The organism is Dyella tabacisoli (genome assembly GCF_003350925.1).
Taxonomy (GTDB): Bacteria; Pseudomonadota; Gammaproteobacteria; order Xanthomonadales; family Rhodanobacteraceae; genus Dyella_C; species Dyella_C tabacisoli.
Genome location: NZ_KZ857174.1, coordinates 468049 through 492635 on the forward strand (window position 1 = coordinate 468049; position 24587 = coordinate 492635).

Genomic DNA, 24587 nt, shown 5'->3' on the forward strand with positions numbered 1-24587 from the left:
TCAGGCGGCTTATAGCTGCCGGTGCATCACGTAAACGTCGGTCGGCCCGTGTTCGGCATGACGGAATGCGCCTGGAACCTGGCCGACGATCTGAAAGCCATGGCGCTGCCATAGCCGCACGGCGGTGGTATTGGTCGACACCACGAAATTGAATTGCATCGCGGTGAAGCCGGCGCGGCGTGCCTCGTCCAGCGAGTGCGCGCACATCTTGGAAGCAATGCCTTGGCCGCGTGCGTTCGGCGCGACCATATAGCCGGCATTGGCGACATGGCCGCCGAGGCCGGGCTGGTTGGGCTTTAGCATGTAGCAGCCCAACACTTCGGTATTGCGTTCGGCGACAAAGCAGCGGCTGGGCGGGGTGGTCCACCATTCGCGCGCTTGTTCAAAGCTCAACTCGGGTGGGTAACTGTATGTGTCTCCACCGGCGATCACGCTACGGAACACGGGCCAGACGCGCTCGAATTCATCCGCACCGATTTCGCGGAGGATGAGTTCGACACTCACGAAGCGAGGGTGACCGATTCGTCGGTGTGAAGGTCGTCGACTGACAGCAGGCGACCACGCAGCGAGTTGCTCATGGCGTCGGTAATGAGTACATCGGCGAATTGCCCGATCAGGCGGCGGTGACCGGTGAAGTTCACGTAGCGCATGTTTTCGGTACGGCCGGAGAGTTCGTTGGGATCGCGCCGGCTGGGTTTTTCCACCAGCACACGCTGCACGGTGCCGAGCATCGCTTCGTTGATCTTTTTCGCATTGGCATTCAGTACGGCTTGCAAGCGCGACAGGCGCTCTTGCTTGACGGCCATCGGCGTGTCGTCGGCAAGGTTTGCCGCGGGCGTACCGGGACGCGAGGAGAAGATAAAGGAGAAGCTTTGGTCGAAGCCGACGTCGTCGATCAGCTTCATGGTCTTGTCGAAATCTTCATCGGTCTCGCCGGGAAAGCCGACGATGAAATCCGAAGAAACGCAGATATCGGGACGCACCGCACGTAGCTTGCGGATCTTCTGCTTGAATTCCAGGGCGGTGTAGCCGCGCTTCATTGCGCTAAGAATGCGGTCGGAGCCTGCTTGCACCGGCAGATGCAGATAGTTGGCCAGTTGCGGCACGTTGACGTAGGCCTCGACCAGCGAGTCGGAGAACTCCAGCGGATGCGAGGTGGTGAAGCGGATGCGGCCGATGCCTTCGATCTGGGCAATCGCATGAATCAGTACGGCGAGATCGGCGATGCTGCCATCGTGCATCGGGCCACGATACGCGTTGACGTTTTGGCCCAACAGATTCACTTCGCGCACGCCTTGTGCGGCGAGCTGGGCGACCTCGACGATAACGTCGTCGAAGGGGCGGCTGATTTCCTCGCCACGGGTATACGGCACCACGCAGTACGAGCAGTACTTGGAGCAACCTTCCATGATCGAGACGAAGGCGGTCGGGCCTTCGGCGCGTGGCTCGGGCAAGCGGTCGAATTTCTCGATCTCGGGGAAGCTGATATCTACTTGTGACTTGCCGCTGCTGCGTTGCGCTTCGATCAGCGCCGGCAGGCGGTGCAGGGTCTGTGGGCCGAAGACCAGATCCACATAAGGCGCGCGCTTGAGGATGGCCTCGCCTTCTTGCGAGGCCACGCAACCACCCACGCCGATCAAGACCGGCTTGCCGCCTTGCTTGTGCTCTCTCCAGCGGCCGAGTTGGCTAAATACCTTCTCCTGCGCTTTTTCGCGAATGGAGCAGGTATTGATGAGGATCACGTCCGCCTCGGACTCGTCCTGGGTCAACTCCAGGCCGTGCGAAGCCTTAAGCACGTCAGCCATTTTGGCCGAGTCGTACTCGTTCATCTGGCAGCCGTGGGTCTTGATGAAAAGCTTGCCGCTCATGGCATCGGTACCGATTAAAGACAGAAACGGCGGTTGGCGCCGAACCGCGTAGTTTACGCGCCTGAGGTGGCGGCTGCCAGTCGGGTGGGTATGGCGAATCAAGCACTTGCGGCGATCCGTGAGGAGCAAGCTTGCGTTGGCGCACGAAACGATAGTTGCGCGCTTGGCTTGACAGACAGGCCGCTGCACACTGCGCGCCATGTCAGTTGCCATAAGCCAGCAGGCCGTAAACCATCAGAGGGGGCAGCGCCTGTACTGGGCTATCGCCGGCTGCGCGCTGTTGGCTGGTTTGCTCGGCTACTCGCCGGCGCATGCCCGTGGTTTGTACCGTTGTACCGGTGGCGATGGCGAAACCGTGTTCAGTAACAACACGGCCGGTTATAAGGATTGCCACAAGCTCAGTGAGACGGCAGAGGCCGCGCCATCACGCCAGTCAAAAATCGCGGTGCCCGCCATCGCATCCGTACTCGGCGTACGTGGCTCGGCAGAGACGACCGCGCGTGCGCTACCGCCGGAGCTGCCGCTGGCTATTGCTTTGGGTGCGGTAGTCGGATCGGTCGAGACGACGGCTCGTATTGTGGATGCTGCTCCGGTCCCTTCGGCCAAACCAGGGCAGTGGAGTTACAGCGAGTCGAGAAAGGCGTTGGATGATGCCTCGGCGGCGGCTTCGGCGCCGGTGCCGGCAGGTGATCGGGTATTGCGTGGCGCGGTGTACCGTGTGGTGCGTGCCGACGGCAGCGTGGAGTACACCAACCTGCGTCCCGCCGGACAGCCGGGGCGTGCGGTAACGATGTTGTTCAGCTATATCTCGACTTGCATGGCCTGCAATCTCCACTCGCCGATCCATTGGGATAGCGTGTCGCTCAACCTCACCGCCTATGCCGATACTATCCGCGCTGCGAGTGTGCAGTTCGGTGTCGACGAGGCATTCTTGCGCGCCATCATTCATGCCGAAAGCGCCTTCAATCCGCGTGCCCTGTCGATCAAGGGCGCGCAAGGGCTGATGCAGCTAATGCCTGCCACGGCCGGGGACATGGGGGTGCACGATGCCTTCGATGCCGACCAGAACATTCTCGGCGGCGCCCGCTATCTGGCGCTATTGCTGAAGAACTTCAACGGCGACGAGCGGCTGGCCGCTGCCGCTTATAATGCGGGAGCCAACGCGGTACTTCGCTACAACGGCGTGCCGCCCTATGCCGAAACGCAGGTTTACGTAGAGCGCGTCGGCGCTTTGCGCAAACGCTATGGCGCGGTAGCCAAGCCGCCCCTGGCCAGTGCATTAACACCATCACCAGGGAAAAATGGGTAGTAGCGGCAAACTGAGCCTGACTTAGGCTTCCCCGTTCCCCGTTCCCCGTTCCCCGCTAGTCCACCAGCGCCGTGGGAGTCTGTGGCGGACGTTCGGTCAAGGTCACCTGGGTGCGGAACGGGCTGCCATTGCGCAGGCCCGAAATCTCGATCTTGCTGCCCGGTTTGAGGGCGGCCTCGTGGCGGCGCAGGTCGGCCGGCGCAACGATGTCGTCAGGGCCGATGCGGAGCAAGATGTCGTGTATCTGGATGCCGGCTTGAGCGGCGGGGCCGCCGGGGTAGACGTCGGTGACCTGGGCGCCGCGCGCGGCTGCCGGCAAGCCGCTATCGGCAGCGATGGGTACAAAGGTGTAGTCGGCCCCCATCCATCCGCGCACCACGTGGCCGCTTTCGATGAGCTGGTCCAGGACTTTCTTGGCGTTGCCTACCGGGATGGCAAAGCCGATGCCTTCAGCGTTGGCGGCTTTGCCGATGAGTGAGGTATTAATGCCGATCAGCTCGCCTGCGGCATTCACCAGCGCCCCACCCGAGTTGCCGGGGTTGATCGCCGCGTCGGTTTGAATGAAATCCTCCGGGCTGGAGCTGCTGAGCTGGCGGCCGATGGCGCTGACGATGCCCATGGTGACCGTTTGATTGAGGCCTAGCGGGTTGCCGATGGCCAGTACGACGTCACCGGTGCGGATAGCCCGCTGGTCGGCGATCGAGATCACTGGCAGGTTATTGGCCTCGATTTTCAGCACGGCCAGGTCGGTTTCCATATCCGCACCGATCAGTTTGGCCTTGGCTACACGACCGTCGTACAGCAGTACCTGGATGTCGTCGGCATTGGCGATGACATGATTATTGGTCAGTACATAGCCCTGGCTGCTGACAATGACGCCAGAGCCCAGGCTTTGCTCACGCCGCTTATAGGCCGGGCCGGCGGGCTGGCCGCCAAAGAGCCGTTGCAGCACCGGGTCGGAATACATGCGCAGGGCCTGCTCGGTGACCAGCTTGTTGGCATAGATATTGACCACTGAGGGGGCTGCTCGGGCTACCGCATCGGCATAGGAAACCGGGTCGCTGGTACGGCTGATCGACGTCGCCGCCGTGGTTGTCGGGGCCGCCAGGCCGAAGCGGCTGCGCAGGCGATCGCCGACGCCGGGCCAGATCAAGCTGATGACGAAAGCGACCGCCAGCCCGAGGACGACGAAGCGGGCAATGAAGGCAAGCGTGCCGGCGGCATGTTTCATGTCGTGGGATGTTTCTTTGCGGTACGTGAGGGGCGGGAACAGCCGGGCTGGGTTTGATTGTACGAGTCAGGCCCTGACGCTACACTAACGCAATTTTTGCGGGTCTAGATTCCGCTGGTGTTTACGAAGCGACCCACTTCGCAAACGCCTACGGTTTTCAAGCACGCATCTCAATGGCATGCAAGTACCGGAGAGCCTGATGGCGAACGAAGTCGTCGATCATGGCCGCCGCCGATTCCTTACAGCAACCACAGCCGTGGTTGGTGGTGTAGGCGTCGTTGCGGCGGTCGTGCCCTTCATCAAATCGTGGGAACCTAGTGCGCGCGCAAAAGCCGCCGGTGCCCCGTATACAGCCGACATCAGCAAGATTGAGGCAGGCCAGATGGTGACATTTGCCTGGCGCAGCCTTCCGGTTTTCGTCGTCAATCGCACCAAGGTCCAGCTCGACGCTTTGCCGAGCCAGGACGCCCGTCTGGTCGATCCAAAGTCGGATTCCGGCTCTGCCGAGCAGCAGCCGAAATACGCGCAGAACGAAGCGCGCTCGATCAAGCCCGAGTGGCTGGTGTTGGTGGGGCTGTGCACCCATCTCGGTTGCGTGCCCGACTTTGTGCCGGTGATGAAGCCCGAGCCGTTCGACCCCCAATGGAAGGGCGGCTTCTATTGTCCTTGCCACAAGTCGCGTTACGACATGGCTGGTCGCGTTTACCAGGGCGTTCCGGCGCCTAAGAATCTACTGGTACCGCCGCACCACTTCGTGGATGACACGCATATCCAGATTGGCGTGGATCCGAAGGAGGCCGGCTGATGGCTAACGTATTTAGTCGCATTGGCGACTGGGTCAATGAGCGTGCGCCGAATATGATGCCGGCGTACCGCAAGCACATGACCGAGTACTACGCACCGAAGAACTTCAATCTTTGGTACTACTTCGGTTCGCTGGCGATCGTGGTGCTGGTCAATCAGATCGTCACCGGCATCTTTCTCACCATGAATTACAAACCCAGCGCGGCGGAAGCGTTCGCGTCGGTCGAGTACATCATGCGCGACGTGGAGTGGGGCTGGCTGATCCGCTACATGCACTCCACCGGTGCCTCGCTGTTCTTCGTGGTGGTGCTTTTGCACATGTTCCGCGGCCTGCTGTACGGCTCGTATCACAAGCCGCGCGAGCTGGTGTGGCTGCTCGGCATGCTGATCTTCCTGGTGCTGATGGCCGAGGCCTTCATGGGCTACGTTTTGCCATGGGGCAACATGTCGTTCTGGGGCGCCAAGGTCATCATCTCGCTATTCGGCACGGTGCCGGTCATCGGCAATACCCTGGTCGAATGGATCATGGGCGACTTCCTGCCGGCCGATGCCACGCTCAACCGCTTCTTTGCATTGCATGTGATCGCGTTGCCGCTGGTGCTGTTGCTGCTGGTCGTGTTGCATATCGCCGCGTTGCACGAGGTGGGCTCGAACAACCCGGACGGCGTCGAGATCAAGAAAGGTCCGAAGGGTAATCGTTGGGATGCCAACAAGCCTGCTGACGGTATTCCGTTCCACCCGTATTACTCGGTGAAGGATCTGTTCGGTGTTGGCTTCTTCTTGACCATTGCCGCTTTCATCATTTTCTTTGCGCCGACCTTTGGCGGCTGGTTCCTGGAGCACGATAACTTCATTCCAGCCAATAACCTGGTCACGCCCACTCACATCAAGCCGGTGTGGTACTTCACCCCGTTCTACGCGATCTTGCGCATGATTCCGTCGTTCTTCGGCACCGCGCTGTGGGGCGTGCTGGGTATGTTCGGTGCGATCGCCGTGCTGTTCGTGCTGCCGTGGATCGACGCCGGCAAGGTACGCTCGATCCGCTATCGCGGCACCGGCTACAAGGTGGCGCTAGGCCTGTTCGTGGTGTCCTTCTTGTCCTTGGGCGCGGTGGGTGCCGGTGTGGTTGCTGAGTTGATTCCAGAGTGGTTTGGCGCCAGTGCCGACGCCACCTTCCTGGAGAATACGTTTGGTCGCGTCATGACGCTGATCTACTTCGGATACTTCGTGTTTCTGTGGGTATACACGCATCTTGGGATGGAAAAGACCAAGCCAGTCCCGGATCGGGTGGTGTATGACCATGACTAAGCGGCAGCTCTTGATGAAAAAATACGTTTCCTCGATCGCTCTGGTGTTTGGCCTGCTCGTCGGCGGCACTTCGGCGATGGCCTCGGAAGAGGGCGGCCTGCCGTCGGCTGGCACCAATGTGAACGACCAGGCGTCGTTGCAGCGTGGCGCCAAGCTGTTCTTCAACTATTGCGTGGGCTGTCATTCGCTGAAATACGCCCGTTATGCGCGTATCTCCGAAGACCTGGGGCTGTCCGAGAAAGAGGTGATGGAGAACCTCAACTTCACCGGTGCCAAGTTCGGTGAGCCGGTGATATCGCACATGCCGGAGGCCTCGGGCCAGCAGTTCTTCGGCAAGGCACCGCCGGACCTGTCGCTGGAAGTGCGCGCCAAGGGTGCCGACTGGGTCTACGGTTATCTCAACGCTTTCTATCTGGACCCGAGCCGTCCGGTAGGTTGGAATAACACCGTATTCCCCAATGCGTCCATGCCGAATCCGTTGTGGGAGCTGCAAGGCCTGCAGACAGCGGTGATGAAGGCCGATGACAAAGAGGCCGTGGAAAAGCTGGAATTGACTCAGCCGGGCAAATTGACCCCGGTGCAGTTCCAGCAGGCTACTCGCGACCTCGCCACGTTCCTGGAATATGTCGCCGAGCCGGCCGCGCTGCAGCGTCAGCGTTATGGTATTTGGGTGCTGTTGTTCCTTGCCGGATTCACCTTATTGGCCTATATGTTGAAAAAGGAATATTGGAAGGACGTCCACTGAGGCGTCACTCCATAGTCAGTGCATGGCGGCCTATGGCTGCCATGCACGTTTAGTCGATGGGGAGACCGCGCATGGTCCAAAGCGCTCGTTCGCGTACCGTACTCACCCTGTACACCGCCGCCGAGGACATTCAATGTCATCGTGTTCGATTGGTGCTGGCCGCTAAAGGCGTCAGTTACGAGCGGTTGGTGATCGACCCGAACAAGCCGCCGGAAGACTTGGTAGACCTCAATCCCTACGGCACTACGCCAACCCTGGTGGATCGTGACCTTACCTTGTACGACACCGCGGTGGTTTGCGAATACCTTGACGAGCGCTACCCACACCCGCCGTTGATGCCGATCGACCCGTTGTCCCGCGCACGATTACGCTTGGCGGCTGTGCGTATCGAGCTGGACTGGCTGGCCGAGATCGATGCGATTGTCGAGGGTGGCCGCCCGGCTGATGCTGCCCGTAAGCGTTTGCGTCAACACTTGTTGTCCTCGCTACCGCTGTTCAAGGCATCCAAGTTTTTTCTCAATCCAGAAATGAGTTTGACGGATTGCCTGGTGGCGCCGGTGATATGGCGTCTTCCCTGGCTGGGTGTTGACTTGGGCCGTGAAGGCAAGCCGATCCTCGATTACGGCGAGCGTATCTTCCATAGCCAGGGTTTTGCGCGCAGCATGACGGCCGAAGAGAAAGCCATGCGATCGTAAGTTGCTGGTACCCGCCATTAATCCGAAGGGCTAGGTGTGTTGCTTGCCTCAGTGCAATGCATGACTTAGCCGTATGTTGTCGCCAGCTCCCACTGCGTAGCGCGCGTAAACCACTCCTGGCGTGGGCCGCCTGGAGATCATAAGCAGGCCCAAGCATGACCGAAGAACCTTCCTCGATGACCTCCAATCGCCCGTATCTGTTACGGGCGATCTACGACTGGATCACCGATAACAATCTCACGCCGTACGTGCTGGTGGATGCCACTCGCGAAGGTGTGCAGGTGCCGCCGCAGGTGGTGAAAAACGGCCAGGTGGTGCTTAACCTCGCTATGCGCGCGGTGGCTCATCTCGATCTGAGTAACGAGTGGATCAGCTTCCAGGCCCGTTTCTCCGGTACCAGCCAGCAGATCTATATTCCGGTGCACGCCGTGCTGGCCTTATACGCGCAAGAAAACGGTCAGGGCATGATGTTTCCAGCCGAAGAGGGGGGCGATACGCCGCCATCTCCATCGAGCCCGGAACCCACCCCCGCATCCACTGGCGATGCCGCCGGCGACAAGCCCAAGCGCAGCGGCTCGCATCTGCGGGTGGTGAAGTAGCCCTGGCTTCTCGTGAGAACCGACTCCTCCCTGTGTAAACAAGGGGGAGTCAGTGAATATCCTTGTCATTACCCAATCGTGGCCGCAGCGGCACGACGTTGTTGGCCGGGGTAGATGAGGGCTGCTTGCCGGGCTCCTTGAGCTGTAACTCGATGGTCGGCAAGCTCAGTCCGGTAAGCACATTGCCGACCATCCATAGCCGGCCAGGCTCACGGTCGTCGCCGTCGATACTCACCTCGAAGGCGTAGCAGCGTTCCAGCATGCGCTGTCCGTCGATACGACGCAGACGCAGTCCACGTAGCCCCACTGTTTCATCCAGTAATTGCAGGCCGTGCCGATGACACTGTGCGCGTGCCTCGCCGACAGCCAGCTCGCGGCTGCGATTTAGCTTGAGCCAAAGGCCGACCAGGGTCATCAGCGCGAGTAGCAGAATCAGGTCGGATAGCTTGCTCATGCCCGCAGTGTGTGGGCGCACCTAGGCCGGTGCAAGCTCGGTTTAGTCCAATTGCAGCCGCAATGAGAGATTCACCGCACGTACGTGCTTAGTCAGTGAGCCAATCGAGACGAAATCCACACCGGTATGAGCTATATCGCCGATGGTGGTCAGGTCGACATCGCCAGAAACCTCAAGCGGCACGCGGCCGGCGGTGACACGTACCGCTTCGCGCATGTCCGGCAGGCTGAAGTTGTCGAGCATGATGCGATCGACACCGATGGCGAGCGCTTGCCGCAGCTCGTCGAGATTCTCGACCTCGACTTCGAGCAGCAACGATGGATGCAGTCGGCGTGCTGCTTCGACAGCGGCCTGGATACCGCCGGCCGCGATGATGTGGTTTTCCTTGACCAGGATCGCGTCGTACAGGCCGATGCGGTGATTATGGCCACCGCCGCAACGCACGGCGTATTTCTGCGCCAGGCGCAGGCCGGGTACGGTTTTGCGTGTATCGAGTACGCGGGTCTTGCTGCCGGCCACTGCGGCGACGTGGGTCGCGGTGATCGTTGCGGTACCCGATAGTAACTGCAGAAAATTCAGCGCCGAGCGCTCGGCGCTAACCATCGCACGGGCGTCGCCTTCCAGCCGGCAAATGATCGCGCCGGGCTCGACTCGCTCGCCGTCTTTAACTTGCCAGTCAATCCGAACGCTGGGATCAAGCCGGCGAAAGCATGCGTCGAACCACGGCGTGCCGGCGATGACGGCTGCTTCGCGGCAGGTCAGGGCGGCGTGCGCCCGTGAGCCGGCAGGCAGCAATTGAGCGGTAGCGTCACCGCTGCCGATATCCTCGGCAAAGGCACGTTCGACGTCGGCTTGAATGTGTTCGAAGGAGGGCGGGGTCAGCGTTTGTGTTGGCGTCATGTGGGGCGTGATGGTGTGGCAGCGACAGCGGCAGTCTGGCTGAGGCGGCCGACAATGGCATCCAGCGCCCGATCGAACAAGGCGGTGGATTCGAGAATGCGGGCGGTGCCGTCGGTAAGGGCGGCAGCCAATTCGTAAGGCGAGTAGTCGGCGACTTTCAGCCCGCGTCGATTGACGAATAAATAGCGGCCGCTCATCGGGCTGATCCACGACAACTTGGCGCGTTCGACGGAGGCGTTATCGGCGCTGAACTCGAGCCAATGGCCGGGTTTGAGTTCGCGCACTTGCTCGAGCGCCGGGCTGTTCTCAAGCGGATCTTCGGTGCCTGGCTCCGGCTCGACGGATTCGGGCGCAGTGTCGACCACTGGTTGAATATTTTCGGGTATCGGCAGCGTGGCGGCTTCTTCGATAGCCCGTACTTCGGCTTCAGATACCGCTTCGCCGAGCTGATGCCGGTAGTAGGTGTGCAGTTGGGCCAGCAGACGCTCGATATCGTTTTCTTGAAAGGCCACGTTAGCGAGGCCGCGACGCAATGCGCGTTCGATGCCGGGCAGCATTTGCCGCAATGCACGGCGCTCTTCGGGTTCGCGCGCTGGGCGGGTACTGGCGATGAAGTCGTTGATGAAACGTAGCGCGTCGCGGTACTCGCTCGATTCTTCGCCTTGGCGCAGCAGGGTAAGAACCAGGTAGTTGGCCCAGGCGCGGCTGAGAATGCCGTGGATCAGCGGTGGCAGCGAATGATCGCCAACGCGCCCGAGAATTTCACGGGCGGCGGTGCGGCGAGCCTGCTCCAGTTTTTCGCGTCCGCGAGTGGATTCGGCGACGCGCTGCTCGGACAATTCCGCGCGGCGGCGATTGCCGTCCTGGAATTCATGCAGTTCGGTGTTCAGGCGCTCAAAGATGCTGAGGTCGTCGTCGAAATCCTGCAAAAGGCGGTCGACGATGGACTTCACTTTCTCGTGCAGCCGGTGATCGCGATCCGATTCCGTCGACCATGCTGTCGCCGCATCGGCCAAGCCATCCAGCAGGCGCCGGGCGGGGTGTTGGCGATGGGCAAACAGTTTGCGATCGATAATCGCCGCTTTGAGATAGGGGATCTGCAGTCGCGCCAGCAGCACCTGCATCTCGGTCGGCAGGTTGCGATCTTCGAGAATGAACTCGAACAGCATGCCGACCAGGTCGATGGTGTCTTCGTCGACGGTGGCCACATGCCCCGGTTTTTCGCCGCGCAAGGAGCCTAGCTGCATCAGCAACTGCTCTTTCAGCAGCAATACTTCGCGCGCAAGGTCGACGGTGTCGGTTGTCTGCAGCGATGATGGCTGGATGCTTTCGGCCGCTTGGCTTTGCAGCACGCTTAGCGCGCCGACCAACTCGTTGACGCTGGGGGCATGTAACGGGCCGGCGATCGAACGGCCATCGGACGGACCACGTCGTACGCTGAACAAGGTACGCAGGGTTTGCAGCAATTCGGCACCACCGTCCTCAGCAAGGAAGGTGTCGGCTTGTTCGCCAATAGCATGCTGCTGCTCTTGGCCTGCGCCGGCGGCCGGTGACTGGCCGGCGTTGCGCGGCAGTTCATGGCGTAGCTGTGGCAGTACGCCAGCGCGGATCAGCTCGGCGTTGACCTCCTGATAAAGCTCGTCCAGGGTGGCGAACACATAGCGATCAAACAGCTTGTAGATAATGAGCTTGACGCGCATCTCGGCGTTCAGCTCGCGCATCGCCTGGCGAAATGCCTGGGCAAGAGCTGCCGGACCGACCGGATTATTGGCATCGTCGATCTTGATGCCGCCGTAGATCACCGATAAGCGTTGATTGACGGCGAACAAGTCACGCGTGAGGCGTGTTTCGTTCTTGCCGATCATGCTGGTGATCGCCAGCGACTCCTCCAGCTCGTTGTCGGCAACCAGGGACAGCTCCACGCTGCCGATCGGCAGGGGGCTGCCCATGACATTGTCGGCCGTGTGCCGATGGTTACTGGCGAAGTCGGCCAGGCCGCGTGCGACCAGGCTCAGAAAGCCGCGCTCGACGACCGGACGGCGCTTGCGAACTTCGCGCATGCCGTCGAAGTAATGCATCTGCGCGGCATTGTTCTCGGCTTTTTCGGCCAGGTCGAACAAGGCGTCGTCGACATGCTCGAACATACCGTTTATCAATAGCTGCAGGCGCCTCCCCGCAATATCGCGCACGGTATTCAACAGCGCACCGCCGCGCTCGCTGGAAGGGTCCAGGCGCTGGCTGAGGCTTACGATGTTGGATGATTCACTGGCGTCTTTCATCGCCACACCCCTGAAGTGTTTCGCTACGCGATGATGCTTGATTCTGGGCGAGTCGTCCCTGCCGCAGACCCACCGCACGATAAGCGAAATTTGTGGCGATTGTCATGCCCTAGTTGGCATGGCTGAGATAGACGGCATGGCGCGTTGGTCGTGCCGCCCGGCGTAAGTTCATGCGGATGCGGGGAAATTCTGCATCTGGGTGGTGCCGATGCCTTCTTCGGGCAGCATCACCGGGATGCCATCGTCGATGCGGTAGATCACCTTGCGATCGATCGTGATGAGCCCCTCGGACAGCTTCTCGTGGATCGCCGTGCCGGTCACATTGTCGATTTGGCCGTTGGCGATGGCGGTATTGAGCGCATCGAGTTCGGTTTTGCCGAGCAGTCGTACCGGGGTTTTGCTGACGGGGCAGCACAAGATGTCGAGCAGGCGCTTATCCATAGGAAGTACAGGTCGTGTCGAGGCCCGGAAAGTTCGTACAATAGCGGTTTTTGGATGGCCGAACCATGACTTCGACAGCCAGGACGCCGCTTGTCGGCGTAGTGATGGGCTCCCGTTCTGACTGGGAAACCATGGAGCACGCCGCCAGTGTGCTGACCGAGCTGGGTGTGCCGCACGAGGTGCAGGTGGTGTCGGCCCATCGTACGCCCGATCTGTTGTTTCGCTATGCGGAAGAGTCCGTGGGGCGCGGCATCCAGATCATTATCGCTGGGGCCGGTGGGGCGGCCCACTTGCCAGGCATGTTGGCGGCCAAGACGCGGCTGCCGGTGTTCGGCGTGCCGGTGCAGTCCAAGGCGCTCAACGGCATGGATTCGCTGCTGTCGATTGCGCAGATGCCGGCCGGTATTCCGGTAGGCACCCTGGCCATCGGCCGTGCCGGCGCCGTCAATGCCGGCCTGCTCGCTGCTGCGGTATTGGCTTTGCACGACCCCGTGCTGGCGGCGGCAGTGGATAGCTATCGAGCGCGGCAGACGCAAAGCGTGCTCGACCATTCGGATCCACGCTCGTGAATCAAATTCGTCGTCAACCCGTGCTGGGCATTCTCGGCGGTGGTCAGCTAGCACGCATGCTGGCGCTCGCTGCTGCCCCGCTGGGTGTTAAAGCTCTAGTGGTAGATAACGCCGCCGATGCCTGTGCCGGGCAGGTCGCGCCGTTGGTGGTGGCCGATTGGACCGACTATGCCGCGCTGGAGCAGTTTGCCGCTCAGGTTGACGTGGTCACCTTTGACTTCGAGAACGTACCTGCCGAGACGGCTCAGCGCCTGGCGCAAAAGGTAGCGGTGTTTCCCGCGCCGCGTGCGCTAGCGGTGGCGCAAGACCGGTTAGCCGAGAAAACCTTGTTCCGCGAGTGCGGGCTGCGTACGCCAGAGTTCATGGCGGTGGACACGCGGGCCGATCTCGATCAAGCCCTGGCTACGGTTGGCGCGCCAGCGATTCTCAAGACCCGCCGTCTGGGTTATGACGGCAAGGGGCAGTTCCGCCTTCGTGCACTCGACGACGCGGATGCCGCCTGGGCGACCCTGGGTTCGCAAGCGGCGGCGCATGGGCTGATCCTGGAGGCGTTCGTGCCCTTTGAGCGCGAGCTTTCGGTGATTGCCGTACGCGGCCGGGATGGTGAATTCCGCACTTGGCCGCTGACACAGAACTGGCATACCGATGGCGTGCTTTCACTGAGTCTGGCGCCGGCGCCGGACATCGATGCATTGCAGGAGCGTGCTACCCAATTGGCCCGTACTCTGGCCGAGCGCCTGGACTATGTCGGCGTGTTTGCGTTGGAGCTATTCGTCAAAGACGGCGAACTGCTCGGCAACGAAATGGCGCCGCGCGTACATAACTCCGGCCATTGGACGATCGAAGGCGCGTTGACCAGCCAGTTCGAGAATCACGTGCGTGCCGTGCTTGGCTTGCCGCTGGGCGATACCTCGGCGCGCGGGCTGTCGGCCATGTTCAACTGGATTGGCGAGCTGCCGGATGCGGCACCCGTGCTTCACGCCGTCGATGCCCATTGGCACGACTACGGCAAGCTGCCGCGTGCTGGCCGCAAAGTGGGGCATGCCACGGTATGTGCGCCAGATTCATTGCGTATGGTCGAGCGGCTTGGCGGTATTGCTCACGCGCTCAATCGCGATCAGCAGGCCGACCCGGCCGTGCGCGAGTTGGAATAGCGAGGTTTCCTCCGCTGACTCGTGGGGTTTGAGAGTGGGGAAGTCCTTGCGGACCTCGCCCTCTCCAAACCTCCCCCGGCAATTGGAGGGGGAGGTGCCTTTAATCAAACCAGGTTCTTGCTCGCGAAGTCCCAGTTGACCAGATTCCAGAACGCTTCCAGGTATTTCGGACGGGCGTTGCGGTAGTCGATGTAGTAAGCGTGCTCCCACACATCCACGGTGAGCAGCGGCTTGTCGCTACCGGTGATCGGCGTGGCGGCGTTGGAGGTGCTGGCGATGCCGAGAGAGCCGTCTGGGCGCTGCACCAGCCAGGTCCAGCCGGAGCCGAAATTGCCGATGGCCGCCTTGGTGAACTCTTCCTTGAACTGCTCGAACGAGCCGAAGGCTTTGGTGATCGCGTCGGCCAGCTTGCCGGTCGGCGCGCTGCCGCCCTTGGGGCTTAGCGAGTGCCAGTAGAAGGTGTGGTTCCAGATCTGTGCGGCGTTGTTGAATACACCGCCAGAGGACTTCTTGATGATGTCCTCAAGTGCCGCGTTCTCGAACTCGGTGCCCTTGATGAGGTTGTTGAGGTTGGTAACGTAGGCCTGGTGATGCTTGCCGTAGTGAAACTCCAGCGTTTCGGCGGAGATGTGCGGCTCAAGCGCGTTTTTTTCATAAGGCAGAGCGGGGAGTTCGATGGCCATGCGGTGGCTCCTTGGCGTTGGCTGAGGGGAGGTCGGGTCGGCGGTGGCCGATGTACGACTGATACACTACCTATCTGCAAGCATTGTAATGATGAAACCTAAAGCTATGGACGTTAACGAACGAATCAAGGCAACGCTGGCCGATCACGCCATCGTGCTTTTCATGAAAGGCACGCCGCAATTTCCAATGTGCGGCTTTTCCAGTCGCGGCGTGCAAGCGCTTAAGGAGTCCGGTGCGGACTTCTATGCTATCAACGTGCTCGCCGACCCCGAAGTGCGCGCGGCACTGCCGCACTACGCGAATTGGCCCACTTTTCCGCAACTGTTTATTCAGGGTGAGCTGATGGGCGGCTGCGACATCATCGAAGATCTGAAATCCTCTGGCGAGCTGGCCCGGATGGTGAGCGACGTCAGCGGAGCAACGCACTGATGGCGTTGCCGATAGCGCATTTGCCGGCGGACTGGATGCCCGCGGCCGATACCCTGGCAGGTCGAGTGATCCTGGTCACCGGTGCTTACGGCGGCCTGGGTAGCGCTGTCGCACGTGCTGCGGCGCGTGCGGGCGCCACCGTGGTGATTACCGGCAAGCGCAAGCGGCAATTGGAGCAGCTCTATGACGCGATGCTTGCCGAGTCGCTGCCCGAGCCGATCATCCACCCGCTCGATATGGAGGTTGCCACGCCACGCGATTACGCCGCGCTGGCCGAGGGGTTGGAGCGTGATTTTGGTCGCCTCGATGGCATCGTCCATGCCGCGGCCAGCTTCAATGGCCTCACCCCGATGGATATGCACAAGCCGGACGACTGGCTGCGCGCACTGCATGTAAATGTATCGGCACCGTTTGCGCTGACCCAGGCTTGCATGCCGCTGCTACGGCAGGCGGCCGACAGTGCGGCTGTTTTCGTCCTGGACGATCCGGGCTTGCTATCACGTGCGCATTGGGGTGGTTACGGAGTGTCCAAGGCGGCGTTGGAACGCTTCGTCGAGATACTCCATCAGGAAACGGACAGCGGTTCGCTGCGCACGCATGCCTTGCTGCCGGCGCCGATGCGGACCGCATTGCGGCGGCAGGCGTATTTCGGCGAAGACACCAGCCTGCAACCGTTGCCCGATGCCAGCGCGGCTGCCATCGTGTATCTGCTCAGCGCACAGGCCTTACCGGCGCGTGGCGCCGTGCTTGATCTGCGACAAGAGGAATCAACATCTTGATGGTGTTGATGTTGATCGTGGTTGGGCTTGGATCAGGGGGCTGATGTGGAAGCGCAAATGACCACCTTGTCTGCGGCGATCCTGCTGTTCTTGATTATGGACCCGCTCGGCAATATCCCGATTTTTCTGAGCCTGCTCAAAGATGTAGCGCCTAAGCGGCGGCGCAAGGTGCTGATCCGCGAACTCTTGATCGCTCTTGGCGTATTGCTGGCCTTCCTGGTCGGCGGTCAGCACATTCTTAAAGTGCTGCAGCTCAAGCAGGAGTCGATCAGCATTGCCGGTGGCATCGTGTTGTTTCTGATTGGTATCCGCATGGTGTTTCCGCCGGCCGATGGCGGTGGCATTTTCGGTAAGCCGGGTGAAGGCGAGCCGTTTATCGTGCCCATGGCGATTCCCGGTGTGGCCGGTCCTTCGGCGATGGCTGCCTTGCTGCTGTTGACCGGCTCCCAGCCCGGCCGTACCGCGGATTGGGCGATCGCGTTGCTGGGGGCCTGGTTTGCTACCGCAGTCATCCTGTTGTGCTCCACCTATTTGTTTCGTTGGCTGGGCGAAAGCGTGCTCACCGCGCTTGAGCGTGTGATGGGCATGTTGTTGATCGCGCTGTCGGTGCAGATGTTTCTTGGCGGCATCGTCGCCTACCTGCATATGGCCGGAATGCATATGGCTGGCTGAATCGGTCGTCTATAAAGTGGTCGAGCCGAGCGATTTAGGCGGGTCGTTTAAAACAGTCGGCGAAAGAACGTGTCGAGATTACGTCCCGGCGCGATCACCTTGCTGTCATAATCCTTCACCAGGATGAAGCTTGTGTCCCGAGGAGGCGGTCATGCTTAGCGTTGAACATACCCTCACTGAACGTCTGCCATGGTTGGCACAGCACCCCAAGATCCGGCGTCCGGTGGCAGGTATGCTTGGCCGTTTGGCCGATGAGGCCGGATTCAACCGCGTGCTTGAACAGTGCGCAGACGTAGAAGGTTTCGATTTCGTCGAGCGCGCGCTCGACGTTTTAGGTGCGAGTTATCAAATTAATCCGCGCGAACGGGAGAACATTCCGGTCGAGGGCGGCGTCTTGGTGGTGGCCAACCATCCGCTGGGCATGGTCGATGCGCTGGCGCTGCTGCAACTGGTCGGCTCGGTGCGTGGCGACGTGCGCATTCTCGGCAACGACTGGCTGGCGCTGATTCCAGGTTTGGCCAAGCTGCTGTTGCCGGTAGACGTGTTCGGCAAAGGCTCGGCCTCGCGCCTACGCGAAATCTACCGTGCCTTGGGTCGCGGCGAGGCGCTGATTGTGTTTCCCGCTGGCGAAGTCTCACGCGTAAGGGCCGGTGGCGTACGCGACGGACGCTGGTCGGACGGTTTCGCTCGCCTCGCGCTACGCAGCAAAACAGCCGTGCTGCCCATCCATGTGGCCGCCCGCAACTCGGCCATGTTCTATGGCCTGTCGATGCTGGCCAAGCCGCTTAGCACTGCCATGCTGCCGCGTGAGGCGGTGGCGCCGGTGAAGCAGCGGATCGGTTTCAGTGTCGGTGCGCTGGTTAGCCCCGAAGAGTTGGCGCAACGCAGCGGCGATTCGCCCGAGCGTGCGGCCAAATTGATGCGCCGGCATGTATATCGCGTGGGCCGTCGCCGTGGCCTGATCTTCGGTGGTCAGGCGCCGTTGGCGCATCCCGAGCCGATCGAGCGGGTGGCCGCCGAATTATTGGCCCAGGCCGAAAAGCTGGCCGATCTCAGCGACGGCAAGCAAGTGCTGCTGTTCAAAGGCGCCACCGACAGCGTGGTGATGCGCGAGATCGGCCGTCTGCGCGAGCTGACTTTCCGCAAAGTGGGCGAAGGTACCGGCGCGCGGCGTGATCTCGATATCTACGATCCGCATTACGAACATTTGGTGCTGTGGGATCCAAAGGTGCTGCGCATTGTTGCGTCCTACCGCCTGGGTCATGGCGGTCGGCTGATTGCCGAGCGTGGCATGGCTGGTTTGTACACGGCCAGCCTATTCAATTATTCCAAGGCATTGGAATCGCGCCTGGCGCAAGGGCTTGAATTAGGCCGCAGCTTTATTGCACCGGCTTACTGGCGCTCGCGTGCGTTGGATCAGCTCTGGCAGGGCATTGGCTTGTACCTGCAGCGGCATCCTGAGCTGTGTTACGTGTTTGGCCCGGTGAGCATGTCGGTGAGCCTGCCACGCGAGGCGCGTGAATGGATTGCCGCCGCTCATCAGCATTACTTCGGCGTTTCTGGCCTGGCTTCGGCGCGACAGCCTTTCGTGGTGTCGCAAGCTGTGATCGATGTGGTGCGGCTTGCCCTGGACGGGCTGGATCCGGCTGCGGGACTGGGCAAGCTCAAGCACCATCTGGACGCCCTGGGCGTCACCTTGCCGGTGCTATACCGCCAGTACGTCGATCTGGTCGAGCCAGAAGGTGTGCAGTTCTTCGATTTTGGCGAAGACCCGAGCTTCTCCGGTTGTGTCGATGGCCTGGTCATGCTGGATCTAGCCAGCCTCAAGCCAGCTAAACGTGCTCGTTATCTTGGTAAAACTTGACGCTTGAGTACCCGGCGTCCTGCAGTTAATGCCGTCGAAACGAAGTGAAGTTGTTATAAAAGTGTCATAGAATGTCGTTAAATTCGCTTAACACTTAGTTGGCAGGCGAGGCGGACTCGCCGTTGCATGTCTCGTACATAGCAAGCGTCATCCGGGGAAATCAATTCATATGCGATGTATGCCTGGCCTAGGCCGGGCATTGCCATGTCTGATTTCAGAACCGCAAAAAATTCCGTTGCGTCTTTTAGGGATCCATCAAGAATGAATAATCGAATTCGAGCCAAAGTCCTGCCGTTTGCCATCGCATCGCTATTAGCCGTTGCGGTACCCGCCATCGCCCAGGACACCTCGTCCTCGATTAGCGGTCGCGTGCTAGATGCCAGTGGTCAGCCGATTGTTGGTGCATCTGTGCAGATCGTGCACGGGCCAACGGGCACCACTAAAACCACCACCACTGACGCCAATGGCCGCTACGCGGCACAAGGTTTGCGCGTGGGTGGTCCGTTCGATGTCAAAGTGTCCAAAGATGGCACCCAGTCCGAACAAGACAATGTTTACCTGCAGCTAGCACAAGACACCGCTGTCAATCTGACGATGGGCGGTGCGCAAGCACAGGCTGCCAAGAATCTCGCCAGCGTTACCGTGTCGGCCAATGCTCTGTCGCAGACCTTCACGCCGGATAACAAAGGCATCAGCACTAATATCTCGCGTCGCGAGTTGGAAGCTACACCGACTCCGGGTCGCTCGATCCAGAATATTGTCCGTCTCGACCCGCGCATCACCATCACCGATCGCGCCCGCGGCGAGATCTCGGCCGTTGGCCAGAACAGCCGTTACAACAACATCACTGTCGACTCGGTCAGTGCGAACGACCCGTTCGGCTTGAACGCCAACGGCTTGCCCACCTTGGGTACGCCGATCTCGCAGGATGCGATCGAGGAATACAACATCTCGACCGCAAACTATGACGTCGCTACCCGCCGCGGCCTGGGTGCGAACGTCAACGCGGTTACCAAGAGCGGCACCAACGATTTCCACGGTTCGGTGTACTACTCGTTCCAGAACAAGAACATGATCGGCGACAACGTGGCCGGCAAAGAGTACGCCGGCTTTGATCGCCAGTGGACTGGCGGCGCCACCTTCGGCGGCCCGATCATCAAAGACAAGTTGTTCTTCTTTGGTTTGGTGGAAAAGAGCACGCAGATCGGTTCCGGTAGCCCCTATGGTCCGCAGGATTCAGGTGCGGCTACGCCAATCAATGGCTTGACCAGTGCCCAGGTGCAGCAGATTCGCAGCATCGCCGCGGCCAAGGGTCTTTCCGATCTCGGTTCTGTCGGCGGCGGCAATTCCAATCTGGAAGACAAGCGCTATCTCGGCAAGATCGACTGGAACATCAGCAACAATCATCGCGCCAGCTTCACTTTCAGTGAGACCAAGGAAACCAAGCCGATCATCAGCGGCAGCACCACTAAACTGGTGCTGTCCAGCGGTTGGTATAAAACCAAGGTCGACAACAAGAGCTACGCGCTGCATTTCTACGACGACTGGTCGGATGTTTTCTCCACCGACACCACGCTGTCGTATGCCAGCTTCACCCAGAATCGCGGCCCGTATAACGGCGTGGCAATGCCGGATGTGACCGTTTATCCGACCACATTTGGTGGTCCTTCGGTGGAGTTCGGTACGGAGTATTCAAGCCAGGCCAACGTGCTCAAGACGAAGACCTATAACGCAGCCTGGGCTGGCACGTTGTATCTCGGCGAGCACACCGTTAAAGGCGGCTTCGACTTCGAACGCGGCGAGTACTACAACCTGTTCCTGCAGAATTATTTCGGCAGCTACAGCTTCCAGGACAGCAATAACGGAGCGATCACCGGCCTGCAGAACTTCCAGGCCGGCAACTACTATCAGTATCGCTATAACCGCCCGGCAGACGGCCGTTCGCTGAGCGATGTGGCTGCCAAGTTCAACCTCAATCAATGGGGTCTGTTCTTGCAAGATACCTGGCAGGTCAACAACAACCTGTCGGTGCAGTACGGTTTCCGTATCGACATTCCGTTGATGAGCGATAAGCCGATCTATAACCCGACGTACGCTGCCGCCTATGGTCGTAGCAATCAGGAGACGATCAACGGCCACCGCGTCGTGCAGCCGCGCCTATCGTTCAACTACACCTTCGACACTGAGCGCATGACTCAGTTGCGTGGTGGTGCTGGCCTGTTCGTGACCAACGGCCCGGCCGTGTGGATGGGGAATATCTTCTCCAACTCGGGTATGACTCAGACCCAGTACAACTGCGGTCCAACTCAGGCGAAGCCGTGCAATGTGAATCTGCCAGCCTTCAGTGCAGATCCGTTACATCAGAACAATGGCGCTCTTGGCGCGGGCCAGATGACGGTCAATACGATTTCGCCGGATTGGAAGATCCCGACTTCGTGGAAGATCAGCCTCGGCTTTGATCGCGAGCTGCCGTGGTGGGGCATGGTCGCAACGGCGGACTGGCAGCACATCCAGAGCCGCGATGCGATCTGGTTCCAGAACGTAAACCTGGGTGCCCCGCAGTTTGTGACACCCGATGGCCGCAACTCGTATTACGCCTTGCAGAATGCCGCCCCGACCGATAAGGGCCAGTCGGTGCGCGCTAACGCAAACAAGGCGTTCTCCGGTCAGATGATTAACCTTGCCAATACCAGCAAGGGCAGCTCCGACAGCATCGCGTTGTCGTTGAAGAAGCCGTTCTCGGATGATTGGTCCGGCATGGTCGGTTTCACCTGGAGCCGTTCGACCGAGGTGAATCCGGGCACGTCCAGCGTGGCTAACTCGAACTACGGCAACAACTACGTTTACAACTCGAACGAGAACGTTGCCAGCACCTCGAACTACTCGATCCCGCGTCGCGTGATTGCATCGTTGAACTGGCAGCATCGCTTCTTCGGCGACTACAACACCAGTGCCAGCATCTTCTACGACGGCCACTCGGCATCCCCGTATAGCTGGACCTTCGGCAACGATGCCAATGGCGACGGCTACAGCAACGACCTGGTCTATATCCCGCGCCAAGGCGATGTGCTGTTCCGTCCAGGCACCGATCCGAAGCTGATCCAGCAGTTCTACGACTACATCCAGAAGAACAACTACCTGCGTGAACATCAGGGTCAAGTGGCCAAGCGCAACGACGATCGAGCCGGCTGGATCAACCAGATCGACTTGAGCTTCAGCCAGGAAGTGCCGGGTATCTTCAAGGGCAATAAAGGCATCGTTCGCCTGGATGTTTACAACTTCACCAACTTGCTCAACAAGAAGTGGGGCATTGAGAAGCGCGTGAACTTCCCCGGTGGCCGTGCCTTGGCCGATTACTACGGTATCGATAAGGCAACCGGCAAGTACATCTACAACATCGATTGCGGCGGCGGTGCCAAGACTGCAAGCTGCACCAACTACAACCAGGGCGGCAGCTACGGCCCACAAGCCGTGCCGACCTATATCAACAACAACGACGACCTCGCTCAGCGTTGGTCAGTGCTGTTGACGTTGAAATACACCTTCTAAGCATATCGTTTAAGAAGGGCTGAACCGGGCCGGCGCTTTCTCACGAAGGCGCCGGCTTTTTAATGTCATGCAACGATTGGCCTTGACCTCGCCGAGCCCGGCGCGGGAAGCTAAGCGGTCCGCTGCGTCGTTGCGTGGGCGCAATGCCGCGAGGGCGCGGCGAGGAGATTTATTCGATGAACGATATTCACGGCGGTCAAGCGGGCCGCGCAGGCAGGGTCAGCGCGCGTATTTCGCCGGCAGGCGGCCTGGACATTCTGTCCCGTAACGAGGTTGCGCGTCTGCGCGACGCCAGTGGCTCGGGTCTGCACGCCTTGCTGCGCCGCTGCGCGCTGGCGGTGCTGACCTCGGGCAGCATGAGCGACGACCCGCTCACCATGCTCGAACAGTTCCCTGATTTCGATATTCAAGTGCTGCAGCAGGATCGCGGTATCAAGATCGAGTTGTCCAACGCGCCGGCACAGGCGTTTGTGGATGGCCAGATTATCCGCGGTATCAACGAGTTGCTGGTCGCAGTGGTTCGCGACATTGTTTATGTGTCGACTCAGTTAGAGCAGGGCGGTTTCGATCTCGATGATTCGGTGGGTCTTACCCATGCCGTGTTCGAGATATTGCGCAACGCGCGCATCTTGAAGGCCCAGATCGACCCGAACCTGGTGGTGTGCTGGGGCGGTCACTCGATCTCGCGCGATGAGTACGAGTACACCAAGCAGGTGGGCTACCAGCTCGGCTTGCGCGGTATGGATATCTGCACTGGCTGCGGCCCGGGTGCGATGAAGGGCCCGATGAAGGGCGCGACGATCGCGCATGCCAAACAGCGTCGGCGCAACAACCGCTACATCGGTATCACCGAGCCGGGCATCATCGCGGCCGAGTCGCCGAACCCGATCGTCAACCATCTGGTTATTTTGCCGGACATCGAAAAGCGCCTCGAAGCCTTCGTGCGCCTCGGTCACGGCATCATCGTGTTTCCGGGCGGCGTCGGTACGGCCGAGGAGATTCTCTACCTGCTTGGCATCCTGCTGCATCCCGACAACGCCGGTATCCCGTTCCCGCTGATTTTCACCGGCCCGAAGCAGTCGGCGGCGTATTTCGAGCAGATCGACCGCTTTTTGCGGCTGACCCTGGGCGACAGCGTGGCCCAGCACTATCAGATCGTTGTGGATGATCCCGCGGCAGTGGCCAGGGCGATGGTGCGTGGCATCGACAAGGTGCGCAATCACCGGCTGGATAACAAGGACGCGTTCTTCTTCAACTGGGCGCTCAGTATCCCGTATGCGTTCCAGTTGCCATTCCGCCCCACTCACGAGGCGATGCGCGCGTTGGCGATCCATCGCGACCGTCCGCGTCATGAGTTGGCGGCTGATCTGCGCCGGGCCTTCTCGGGCATCGTTGCCGGCAATGTGAAGGAGGAGGGCGTGCGAGCCATCGAGCAGTACGGCCCGTTCGACATTGATGGCGAAGCCGACATCATGCGGTCGCTCGACGAACTATTGCAGGCTTTCGTGGTTCAGCATCGGATGAAATTGCCCGGTGCCACAGCGTATGAGCCCTGCTATCGGGTCCGTTCGAGCTAATTGGAGCAACATTGAGGCGCTGGGCGGCTTGACAGCCCGGCGCTCGATATTCAAACTACGCAGCTCACCCCGCCCGAATAGCTCAGCTGGTTAGAGCACTTGACTGTTAATCAGGGGGTCGTTGGTTCGAGTCCAACTTCGGGCGCCAGATATATCAAGGCCTTGCAGCGATGCAGGGCCTTGTTTTTTGGGTTTGTGTAAAACCGATGTGTAAGACGTCAGGGTTTCCCGGTGGGTTCCACGGTCGGCGCCTCATGGTCATACAAATGAACCATCGCATCCGACTTATGGCCGCTTGCGAGTTGGTAGTGCAGCTATTGGTGTCTATTGCCGCCAATGTCGTTCATTTATCGCGGTAGCTAGTGGCTCCGAATGTCCGCGCTCACCCGAAGCGGACATCTCTGATAGCATCTTCTCGCCTTTGGCTGGACAGCTTTCGAGCCCATGCGTGAGAAATATTCTGTCGAATGCAGCAATCACGGTCGTCAAGATGCGACGTTTGTGTGTCGGCACGTCGTTGAGTCTTTGTCTTCGGGCGATCCCGTTGGCTTCTACCATGCGGATGATCCCGAATCGGCGCACCCTGACGCGTGGTGCGCCCAATGCGAGGGTGCCAGGGTCGAATGTGGAGGGGAGTGGTCCGAAGAGGTTGAGAATGAGCTCGGAGTGACCTTAAT

The 24587-nt window shown here is 60.2% G+C and carries 22 protein-coding genes and 1 tRNA gene; 15 read left to right on the top strand and 8 right to left on the bottom strand.

Annotated features, from left to right (window positions below):
• Positions 1-9: 9 nt before the first annotated feature.
• Together DVJ77_RS06100 and miaB are read right to left on the bottom strand one after the other, a co-directional pair.
• Complete coding sequence (locus DVJ77_RS06100) at positions 10-504, bottom strand: GNAT family N-acetyltransferase (protein ID WP_114844572.1); 495 nt, start codon at positions 502-504, stop codon at positions 10-12.
• Positions 501-1868: a tRNA (N6-isopentenyl adenosine(37)-C2)-methylthiotransferase MiaB gene (gene miaB / locus DVJ77_RS06105; RefSeq protein ID WP_114844753.1), complete on the bottom strand. Its 1368-nt coding sequence runs from the start codon at positions 1866-1868 to the stop codon at positions 501-503. Before miaB ends, DVJ77_RS06100 begins: the two co-directional genes overlap by 4 nt.
• A gap of 199 nt (positions 1869-2067) precedes the next feature.
• Here miaB and DVJ77_RS06110 point away from each other — a divergent pair, with 199 nt between their 5' ends.
• Positions 2068-3177, top strand: a complete 1110-nt coding sequence (locus DVJ77_RS06110) for a lytic transglycosylase domain-containing protein (protein WP_114844573.1) — start codon at positions 2068-2070, stop codon at positions 3175-3177.
• A 55-nt stretch (positions 3178-3232) separates the two neighbouring features.
• On the opposite strand, the gene DVJ77_RS06115 is transcribed toward DVJ77_RS06110, so the two are convergent.
• Positions 3233-4408 carry a S1C family serine protease gene (locus DVJ77_RS06115; protein ID WP_114844574.1) on the bottom strand — a complete coding sequence of 392 codons (1176 nt, stop codon included), beginning with the start codon at positions 4406-4408 and terminating at the stop codon, positions 3233-3235.
• 199 nt (positions 4409-4607) lie between these two features.
• Between DVJ77_RS06115 and petA the strand changes: the two genes are divergently transcribed.
• The 5 genes from petA to DVJ77_RS06140 all read left to right on the top strand — a co-directional run bounded on the left by petA (position 4608) and on the right by DVJ77_RS06140 (position 8559).
• The gene (gene petA / locus DVJ77_RS06120) at positions 4608-5213 is read left to right on the top strand and encodes a ubiquinol-cytochrome c reductase iron-sulfur subunit (RefSeq protein WP_114844575.1); all 606 of its coding nucleotides are present in this window, start codon (positions 4608-4610) and stop codon (positions 5211-5213) included.
• Positions 5213-6520: a cytochrome b gene (locus tag DVJ77_RS06125; protein ID WP_114844576.1), complete on the top strand. Its 1308-nt coding sequence runs from the start codon at positions 5213-5215 to the stop codon at positions 6518-6520. Before petA ends, DVJ77_RS06125 begins: the two co-directional genes overlap by 1 nt.
• Positions 6513-7265, top strand: a complete 753-nt coding sequence (locus tag DVJ77_RS06130; RefSeq protein WP_380037933.1) for a cytochrome c1 — start codon at positions 6513-6515, stop codon at positions 7263-7265. Before DVJ77_RS06125 ends, DVJ77_RS06130 begins: the two co-directional genes overlap by 8 nt.
• Before the next feature lie 71 nt (positions 7266-7336).
• On the top strand, positions 7337-7960 hold the full coding sequence (locus DVJ77_RS06135; protein WP_114844577.1) for a glutathione S-transferase N-terminal domain-containing protein: 624 nt from the start codon (positions 7337-7339) through the stop codon (positions 7958-7960).
• 176 nt (positions 7961-8136) lie between these two features.
• Complete coding sequence (locus tag DVJ77_RS06140; protein ID WP_114844755.1) at positions 8137-8559, top strand: ClpXP protease specificity-enhancing factor; 423 nt, start codon at positions 8137-8139, stop codon at positions 8557-8559.
• A gap of 49 nt (positions 8560-8608) precedes the next feature.
• Here DVJ77_RS06140 and DVJ77_RS06145 read toward each other — a convergent pair whose 3' ends face one another.
• The 4 genes from DVJ77_RS06145 to DVJ77_RS06160 form a co-directional block, all read right to left on the bottom strand.
• Positions 8609-9013, bottom strand: a complete 405-nt coding sequence (locus DVJ77_RS06145) for a DUF3301 domain-containing protein (protein ID WP_114844578.1) — start codon at positions 9011-9013, stop codon at positions 8609-8611.
• Between the two features lie 42 nt (positions 9014-9055).
• On the bottom strand, positions 9056-9913 hold the full coding sequence (gene nadC, locus DVJ77_RS06150; protein WP_114844579.1) for a carboxylating nicotinate-nucleotide diphosphorylase: 858 nt from the start codon (positions 9911-9913) through the stop codon (positions 9056-9058).
• A complete protein-coding gene (locus tag DVJ77_RS06155; protein WP_114844580.1) occupies positions 9910-12192 on the bottom strand; it encodes a DUF1631 domain-containing protein in 2283 nt (760 codons plus the stop codon). Before DVJ77_RS06155 ends, nadC begins: the two co-directional genes overlap by 4 nt.
• A 168-nt stretch (positions 12193-12360) precedes the next feature.
• Positions 12361-12633: a Trm112 family protein gene (locus DVJ77_RS06160; RefSeq protein WP_114844581.1), complete on the bottom strand. Its 273-nt coding sequence runs from the start codon at positions 12631-12633 to the stop codon at positions 12361-12363.
• A 65-nt stretch (positions 12634-12698) separates the two neighbouring features.
• On the opposite strand from DVJ77_RS06160, the gene purE reads away from it, so the two are divergent.
• Together purE and DVJ77_RS06170 are read left to right on the top strand one after the other, a co-directional pair.
• Positions 12699-13202: a 5-(carboxyamino)imidazole ribonucleotide mutase gene (gene purE / locus DVJ77_RS06165; protein ID WP_114844582.1), complete on the top strand. Its 504-nt coding sequence runs from the start codon at positions 12699-12701 to the stop codon at positions 13200-13202.
• The gene (locus tag DVJ77_RS06170; protein ID WP_263853815.1) at positions 13199-14356 is read left to right on the top strand and encodes a 5-(carboxyamino)imidazole ribonucleotide synthase; all 1158 of its coding nucleotides are present in this window, start codon (positions 13199-13201) and stop codon (positions 14354-14356) included. Before purE ends, DVJ77_RS06170 begins: the two co-directional genes overlap by 4 nt.
• Positions 14357-14460: 104 nt before the next feature.
• On the opposite strand, the gene sodB is transcribed toward DVJ77_RS06170, so the two are convergent.
• The gene (gene sodB / locus DVJ77_RS06175; RefSeq protein ID WP_114844583.1) at positions 14461-15039 is read right to left on the bottom strand and encodes a superoxide dismutase [Fe]; all 579 of its coding nucleotides are present in this window, start codon (positions 15037-15039) and stop codon (positions 14461-14463) included.
• 106 nt (positions 15040-15145) lie between these two features.
• Between sodB and grxD the strand changes: the two genes are divergently transcribed.
• The 7 genes from grxD (at position 15146) to DVJ77_RS06210 (ending at position 24058) form a co-directional block, all read left to right on the top strand.
• Positions 15146-15469: a Grx4 family monothiol glutaredoxin gene (gene grxD, locus DVJ77_RS06180; RefSeq protein ID WP_114844584.1), complete on the top strand. Its 324-nt coding sequence runs from the start codon at positions 15146-15148 to the stop codon at positions 15467-15469.
• Positions 15469-16248, top strand: a complete 780-nt coding sequence (locus tag DVJ77_RS06185) for an SDR family NAD(P)-dependent oxidoreductase (RefSeq protein ID WP_114844585.1) — start codon at positions 15469-15471, stop codon at positions 16246-16248. The genes grxD and DVJ77_RS06185 overlap by 1 nt, the downstream gene beginning before the upstream one ends.
• Before the next feature lie 57 nt (positions 16249-16305).
• Positions 16306-16920, top strand: a complete 615-nt coding sequence (locus tag DVJ77_RS06190) for a YhgN family NAAT transporter (protein ID WP_114844586.1) — start codon at positions 16306-16308, stop codon at positions 16918-16920.
• A gap of 151 nt (positions 16921-17071) precedes the next feature.
• Entirely contained in the window at positions 17072-18784 is a 1713-nt protein-coding gene (gene olsF / locus DVJ77_RS06195; protein WP_114844587.1) for a bifunctional ornithine lipid synthase OlsF, read from the top strand.
• Between the two features lie 261 nt (positions 18785-19045).
• Entirely contained in the window at positions 19046-22333 is a 3288-nt protein-coding gene (locus tag DVJ77_RS06200; RefSeq protein ID WP_114844588.1) for a TonB-dependent receptor, read from the top strand.
• Between the two features lie 176 nt (positions 22334-22509).
• The gene (gene ppnN, locus DVJ77_RS06205; protein ID WP_114844589.1) at positions 22510-23910 is read left to right on the top strand and encodes a nucleotide 5'-monophosphate nucleosidase PpnN; all 1401 of its coding nucleotides are present in this window, start codon (positions 22510-22512) and stop codon (positions 23908-23910) included.
• A 71-nt stretch (positions 23911-23981) separates the two neighbouring features.
• Positions 23982-24058: transfer RNA gene (locus tag DVJ77_RS06210), tRNA-Asn, on the top strand.
• Positions 24059-24587 lie beyond the last annotated feature (529 nt).

Bases quoted from the DNA above. Each gene is read 5' to 3' on its own strand.
- sodB (WP_114844583.1), bottom strand. From the start codon at position 15,039: ATGGCCATCGAACTCCCCGCTCTGCCTTATGAAAAAAACGCGCTTGAG.
- DVJ77_RS06200 (WP_114844588.1), top strand. From the start codon at position 19,046: ATGAATAATCGAATTCGAGCCAAAGTCCTGCCGTTTGCCATCGCATCG.
- DVJ77_RS06145 (WP_114844578.1), bottom strand. From the start codon at position 9,013: ATGAGCAAGCTATCCGACCTGATTCTGCTACTCGCGCTGATGACCCTG.
- miaB (WP_114844753.1), bottom strand. From the start codon at position 1,868: ATGAGCGGCAAGCTTTTCATCAAGACCCACGGCTGCCAGATGAACGAG.
- purE (WP_114844582.1), top strand. From the start codon at position 12,699: ATGACTTCGACAGCCAGGACGCCGCTTGTCGGCGTAGTGATGGGCTCC.
- grxD (WP_114844584.1), top strand. From the start codon at position 15,146: ATGGACGTTAACGAACGAATCAAGGCAACGCTGGCCGATCACGCCATC.
- petA (WP_114844575.1), top strand. From the start codon at position 4,608: ATGGCGAACGAAGTCGTCGATCATGGCCGCCGCCGATTCCTTACAGCA.
- DVJ77_RS06115 (WP_114844574.1), bottom strand. From the start codon at position 4,408: ATGAAACATGCCGCCGGCACGCTTGCCTTCATTGCCCGCTTCGTCGTC.
- DVJ77_RS06155 (WP_114844580.1), bottom strand. From the start codon at position 12,192: ATGAAAGACGCCAGTGAATCATCCAACATCGTAAGCCTCAGCCAGCGC.
- DVJ77_RS06140 (WP_114844755.1), top strand. From the start codon at position 8,137: ATGACCTCCAATCGCCCGTATCTGTTACGGGCGATCTACGACTGGATC.
- DVJ77_RS06185 (WP_114844585.1), top strand. From the start codon at position 15,469: ATGGCGTTGCCGATAGCGCATTTGCCGGCGGACTGGATGCCCGCGGCC.
- DVJ77_RS06125 (WP_114844576.1), top strand. From the start codon at position 5,213: ATGGCTAACGTATTTAGTCGCATTGGCGACTGGGTCAATGAGCGTGCG.
- ppnN (WP_114844589.1), top strand. From the start codon at position 22,510: ATGAACGATATTCACGGCGGTCAAGCGGGCCGCGCAGGCAGGGTCAGC.
- olsF (WP_114844587.1), top strand. From the start codon at position 17,072: ATGCTTAGCGTTGAACATACCCTCACTGAACGTCTGCCATGGTTGGCA.
- DVJ77_RS06190 (WP_114844586.1), top strand. From the start codon at position 16,306: ATGACCACCTTGTCTGCGGCGATCCTGCTGTTCTTGATTATGGACCCG.
- DVJ77_RS06160 (WP_114844581.1), bottom strand. From the start codon at position 12,633: ATGGATAAGCGCCTGCTCGACATCTTGTGCTGCCCCGTCAGCAAAACC.
- DVJ77_RS06110 (WP_114844573.1), top strand. From the start codon at position 2,068: ATGTCAGTTGCCATAAGCCAGCAGGCCGTAAACCATCAGAGGGGGCAG.
- DVJ77_RS06135 (WP_114844577.1), top strand. From the start codon at position 7,337: ATGGTCCAAAGCGCTCGTTCGCGTACCGTACTCACCCTGTACACCGCC.
- DVJ77_RS06130 (WP_380037933.1), top strand. From the start codon at position 6,513: ATGACTAAGCGGCAGCTCTTGATGAAAAAATACGTTTCCTCGATCGCT.
- nadC (WP_114844579.1), bottom strand. From the start codon at position 9,913: ATGACGCCAACACAAACGCTGACCCCGCCCTCCTTCGAACACATTCAA.